General features: G+C 27.5%; 1 pseudogene. It reads right to left on the bottom strand.

Features of this window, described 5'->3' with window-relative positions:
* A pseudogene (locus BKH44_RS08645) lies at positions 1-266 on the bottom strand (hypothetical protein); the annotation flags it as partial.
* Positions 267-530: the final 264 nt, after the last annotated feature.

The raw sequence follows: 530 nt of genomic DNA, 5'->3' as shown, positions 1-530 counted from the left end.
CCCAAATCCCCTTCAACTCCAATGAAGAATCCATTCTTAGAATCTGGTTTTTTTGTTTTAATGTTTTGACTTTGTTTGTTCACACTAGTAGATGTATTTTCTGCATTATTTTGATTGAGCAATTCTTGCTTTTTCTTTTGAAGTTCAAGCAATTTATTTTCTTTTTCTAATTGTTTGATCTGATCATCTATTTCATCTCCAAAAGCAAGATTCATAAACAAAAAACTACCCAGTGCTAATACTAAACCTTTTTTAACTAATTCCATTTTTTATCCTTTTTTTCATTTTATTCCAAACTTGAAGTTTAATTTTGGTATTATAATAACCCCCCCCCGTCAAGAGTTTTAGTAAAATTTATATATAAAATCAAAAAATATTTTATAGCATACAAATCAAAAAGGAATTTCTTCCTCTGTAAGGGATAAATCTATAGCTTTACCTTCTTTGTATCCTTCAAGAATATTTTCAGGTTTTTTTATTTGTGCTTCTTGCTCACATTCTTTTGAGTTTATTGAGGTATTTTTATAATC

The organism is Helicobacter sp. 13S00477-4, assembly GCF_002272785.1.
In the GTDB taxonomy this organism is placed as follows: domain Bacteria; phylum Campylobacterota; class Campylobacteria; order Campylobacterales; family Helicobacteraceae; genus Helicobacter_J.
Note: the sequence above shows the minus strand (reverse complement) of the source record. Positions and strands in the feature narration are given on the sequence as shown.